Raw genomic sequence first — 4,680 nt, forward strand, 5'->3', positions numbered from 1 at the left:
TTTGATGCGTTCCCACTGGTCATTCCGCAAAGCATAGCGGCGCGTCATTGTACCACTCCTGAAATTACTCAACTCGCCAAGAATTTATCTATTTTAAACTGGATTGACACCTATTTGATGACACGCCTTAGGGCACCTCTGTGTTTAGTGTGCAGATGAGGTTGTTAGGTGGGCGATCGCCTTATTTGCCTATCTCCACTCTTAGACTGCTTTCCGGAAAGTGTGAAAGAGTTTATAGGAGTAATTTTGGCTGTATCATTGACCATATCTGAATCATAACCAGTCAACTCTCGTGTAGAATTCCCTTATTGCTTTCCGGAAAGCAACTCCAATCAATCCTCGTAAACCACCGAATCAAGATCATAGATTTTCCTGCCCTTCTTGTTCTTGGTCGCCTTTATTTTGCCTGCCGCCTCCCAGTTCCTCAATGTCCTAGTGGTTACTCCCAGAGCCTTGGCCACCTCATTTTTGGTTATCACCCCTTTGGGTTGTTGACCAAAAACCAGTAAACCCCCAAGTATCAAACAGCTTGGGGGTTTACTGGTTTTTGGTATAGCTTTGGTAGTAAAGCTATTACTTAGCTAAGTAATAAGGCAGTCAATCACCTCAACTTAACTATCTATTAAGTAGTCCCAGGGAAAAAAAGAGATGTTTGTAAAGGATTATTTCATACCTCGCAGGTTGACATATTCAACCTTATGTCCATTGCGCTCTCCTCGAGCCTCAAGTCCTACACTCACCTGGTAAGCTAATTCCGACTCCGATTCAAACATCTGAGCGACCAATTGATCCCGCTTAAGATGCTCCCACTCCAACTCAATGGGGTTCCGGAACGGAACAGTAAGGTGGCAAAAAGAACAAATAAAGTCCCATCGCTTGCCATTGGGGAAGTTTCTGCTTTACAGCTTTACTGGTATGAATCGAGCCGAAGCACGAGGATGATAACACGGATTCGACCCGTACGTTGGTAAATTTCACCAGCAACTTGGGCTTGTTGCTCCATCAGTTTGATAAAGTCTTCACTTTTCCAACTCCCCAACACGAAACTGCATATAAATTTCACCAACGGTTGCCACAAACCCAACACACTTAATCGTTTGCCTCGTTTTTTCGTCTGTTCTTGCCGCTTCTGCTCTCCTTTAAAGTAATAGCTATAGCTGACGGCACTCCACAAACAGCATCCCGATTCGTCAAGGGTTTTGCAAGTCAAGCTCATCGGCAGCAGCCGCTAGTTCAAGCATTTCGAGGTCGTTTTTCTTAGCCAGCCGCTGATGTGGATCTTGCCGTTTTTGATGACTCACTCGCATCCGTTTCCAAATCACCCCCTTTTTTTGAGGATCTGACGTAGATACTCAGCGACTTTGGTCAACTTGCCGTTTCCGACAGAGTTTTTCGGCAAGTTGTACGCTGTTGTAGCTTCTCGGGTCAATTCTTAAAGATAACTTATGAAGATCCTTGCCAGATAACGACTTCATAAGTTATCTTTATATCAATTTTTTTTTTACAAGCTCTGAGTTACACAGGATATATAATCAAAAAGGCGTTTGAAGTATCAATGGTTACATAAGCTATGGTAGGTAACGAGCTTAGAGCTTTCCAACGAGGACTGAACCCTGATTACAACGAAGAATACGGACTCGATGAGATGGTCGCTGCTGGTAAACAAAGTGGTAGCCGACTAGAGTACGTCTTTGAAGGGTCATATAACGGTAGCATCTACTCTGAGTACGACAGTATTTGGCAGGATTTTGACTTGTTGCCTCTACAGGATAGGAGCAATATCGTCACGCTTGGAGAGGGAGCTAGCGAGTTAATAGAGTTTGAAGAACTTAGCCCCTTGCTCAATGGAGCAAAGCTTTATGTACTCATGGATAGTGAGAAAAACCCCACAGGTACGTTTAAAGACCGGGAAGCCTCTCTAATCATCAGCCGCTGCAAAGAACTGGGATTGGATAACCTGGTATTTTATTCTACCGGCAATACAGGAAGAACCTATACTCATTACGCGGCTCATTTAGGACTGACAACCTACTTCTTTATGCCGGGAAAATGTCACTACAAAAATACCAAGCATATTAAGAAGAACAAGAACAACTACATCATCTACGTGGATGACTACTACCCCCAAATTAGTCCCTATGCCAAGCGGTTTGCGAAGGAAAATGGTTTAAATGCGATCGCCCCTCTGCATGATCGCACAGAGCCTTATGCCACAGTCGCCTACGAGCTATTTCGCAAATTGCCCAAATATGACTTTTTCGTACAGACTATTGCCAGTGGTATGGGGCCAATTGGCTACCTCCGAGGGCATAAGAATCTGGTTAAGTTTGGTTTAGAACGCCCAGAAGACATTCCCCGGATTATCTGCATCCAATCTGAGGAAATGAGTGTGATGTCTCGTGCCTACAGTAGCGGACGAACCACCCTCACTGAAGATGATTTGCCGAAAACATTCGCCGAGGATTTATTTGAGCCAACGCTCAATTCCACCAATCCGGTCAAAAATTATCCCGAACTTTACAAATGTCTGCAAGAATCCAACGGCATTATTACCCATGTTGATCCAGACTACGTCAAAGAAAAAGCCCAACCTTTGGTAGACGCTTTCCAAAACCGGGGACTCACTTTGAGAACCGATTTAGAATTGTCTAATTTAATTGGGTTTGCTGGTCTGATTCAATTGGCAGAAAAAGGTCAATTCCAGAAAGACCAGACAATTGCTATGCTCTCTTGCGGACGCGGTAAAGATCAATCAACCGAGTTATACGAACCCGATAGCTGGGTCAGTCCTCGCACTGATGATCCCGTAGAGTTGAAGCAAAAACTCGATGCCCTCTAAAGATAACCTCTAAAGATTAAACAGAAGTCGGTAGAACTTTACGTTCTACTGGCTACTTGATTGGAATCACATGGAAATTAACAAGAAAACAGCCCTAGTGACCGGAGGTGGTAAGGGAATTGGAAGTGCTATTTCCAAAAAGTTAGCATCCCTCGGCTATAACGTCGCTGTTAACTATTTAAGCGATACTCAAAGTGCTGAAGCAACAGTAGCAGACATTAAAGCCCTGTCAGGAACAGCTATGCTCGTTCGTGCCGATATTTCCAACTCCCAAGAAGTCGAATCGATGGTTCAACAAGTTGATGCGGCTTACGGTGGCGTGGATGTCTTAATTAATAACGCCGGAATGAACATTGACAAACCCTTCCTAGAAATGACCGAGGAAGAATGGGATCGGGTGATTGATACCAATCTTAAGGGTGCTTTTCTAGTCTCTCGTGCCGTTGCTCGACTGATGAAGGCTAAACATTTGCAAGGCAATATTATCAATATTGGAGCAACTACCGCCATATCAGGTCGAAAAAATGGCGTAAACTACTGTTCATCCAAAGCAGGGTTGCTGGTAATGACGCGCTGTTTGGCAAAAGAACTAGCACCAGATATTCGGGTCAATTCTGTGATTCCGGGTTTTACTCGCACGAGAGAAACCATCGAACGATTTCAGCTTGATACTCAAGAAGACTATGAACTCTCAAAACGAAATATTCCCCTCAATCGCTTGGGGAAACCGGACGAAGTGGCTGTGTTGGTAGCATTCATAATCTCGGAAGAAGCCGCTTATATCAACGGCCAGAAATTTATCATTGATGGTGGAGAATATATGATTTAATAGGATCTCTGGCAATGACTTATCTCAAAAGTTTACAAAACCAGGTTGAGGAGCGAGTGCTACCCTTAGTTACGAACTCCCCAACAACTTGGACAAAACCGGATGGAACCCCGGTCAGTTCAGTGGATCTCGCAGTACAAGCTGAACTGATCACAATGATTACAGAGCACTATCGGGACCATCGGATTTTGTATGAAGAAGGGGAACCCCAACACAGTTCAAAAACATCTGATTTTACTTGGGTTATTGATCCGATTGATGGAACTGCAAATTTCTTAGAAGGCAAGAAAGAGTATAGTATTGCTATTGGGTTGATGAAAGGAAATGAATTTCTAGAATCTCTGGTGCTCTTTCCGGCTTCTGGTGAAAGTTTTTATGCAGCTACAGGAGAAGGTGTTTACCGGAACTGGGAAAAAATGCCCATCCCAAAGCCTGACCCAGAAGAGAAAGAAATCATTTTTTGTTCGCGAACTTATCCCCGGGCTCAAAATAGAATGGTCACCTACACACCGACTTTCTATCGCTGTGCAACCTATAGCCTTTTGCGGGTATTAACGGGTCAGGCATTAGCTTTTCTTGCCGCTAATACGATGCTCTACGATGTTGGCTCCATTTCTCATATTGCCAGTGAAGTCGGAATTGAGTGTCTTTCAGGTGTCAATCAAACAATACAGTACCGTCCAACTTTAGAACGCATTCCGATTTTTCTAGCAGTCTCCCCAATAGTTTCTCAAAAACTGCGCTATCAGATTCTGAATTGCGCTCAAACCTAGCTGTAATGCCAGGTGAAAGAGTTCAGGATTTCTACAGATTTTCAGCTGACTGACGGACATGGGGGGGCGACGATAGCGATTGAAACGATTGATACGTCAAGAGTGTAACGATCCTGGTTGACTGACAAAACTTAATGAAAAGCATAATCGTAGGTTTTTACCTTAAATTCGAGTCGATAGTACCTTTTCTGATGTTGTTTGCGGGAGGCCATGGCTGGGTCAGGGTCGTAATTAGAGGT

The 4,680-nt window shown here is 43.9% G+C and carries 6 protein-coding genes; 3 read left to right on the forward strand and 3 right to left on the reverse strand.

Annotation, left to right across the window (positions count from 1 at the left end):
• Positions 1-332: 332 nt before the first annotated feature.
• The 3 genes from F6K63_RS37560 to F6K63_RS36300 all read right to left on the reverse strand — a co-directional run bounded on the left by F6K63_RS37560 (position 333) and on the right by F6K63_RS36300 (position 1,216).
• The gene (locus F6K63_RS37560; RefSeq protein ID WP_353813177.1) at positions 333-479 is read right to left on the reverse strand and encodes a MerR family DNA-binding transcriptional regulator; all 147 of its coding nucleotides are present in this window, start codon (positions 477-479) and stop codon (positions 333-335) included.
• A 183-nt stretch (positions 480-662) separates the two neighbouring features.
• Complete coding sequence (locus F6K63_RS36295; RefSeq protein ID WP_287254755.1) at positions 663-815, reverse strand: hypothetical protein; 153 nt, start codon at positions 813-815, stop codon at positions 663-665.
• Positions 816-907: 92 nt separating this feature from the next.
• A complete protein-coding gene (locus tag F6K63_RS36300; RefSeq protein WP_287254756.1) occupies positions 908-1,216 on the reverse strand; it encodes a transposase in 309 nt (102 codons plus the stop codon).
• 354 nt (positions 1,217-1,570) lie between these two features.
• Here F6K63_RS36300 and F6K63_RS36305 point away from each other — a divergent pair, with 354 nt between their 5' ends.
• The 3 genes from F6K63_RS36305 to F6K63_RS36315 all read left to right on the forward strand — a co-directional run bounded on the left by F6K63_RS36305 (position 1,571) and on the right by F6K63_RS36315 (position 4,441).
• Positions 1,571-2,839, forward strand: coding sequence for a pyridoxal-phosphate dependent enzyme (locus F6K63_RS36305; protein ID WP_287314938.1), 1,269 nt, complete (start codon positions 1,571-1,573; stop codon positions 2,837-2,839).
• A gap of 70 nt (positions 2,840-2,909) precedes the next feature.
• Positions 2,910-3,668, forward strand: coding sequence for an SDR family NAD(P)-dependent oxidoreductase (locus tag F6K63_RS36310; protein ID WP_287254761.1), 759 nt, complete (start codon positions 2,910-2,912; stop codon positions 3,666-3,668).
• Between the two features lie 14 nt (positions 3,669-3,682).
• A complete protein-coding gene (locus tag F6K63_RS36315) occupies positions 3,683-4,441 on the forward strand; it encodes an inositol monophosphatase family protein (protein ID WP_287254763.1) in 759 nt (252 codons plus the stop codon).
• Positions 4,442-4,680 lie beyond the last annotated feature (239 nt).

This window comes from Moorena sp. SIO1G6, from assembly GCF_010672795.1.
Taxonomy (GTDB): domain Bacteria; phylum Cyanobacteriota; class Cyanobacteriia; order Cyanobacteriales; family Coleofasciculaceae; genus Moorena; species Moorena producens.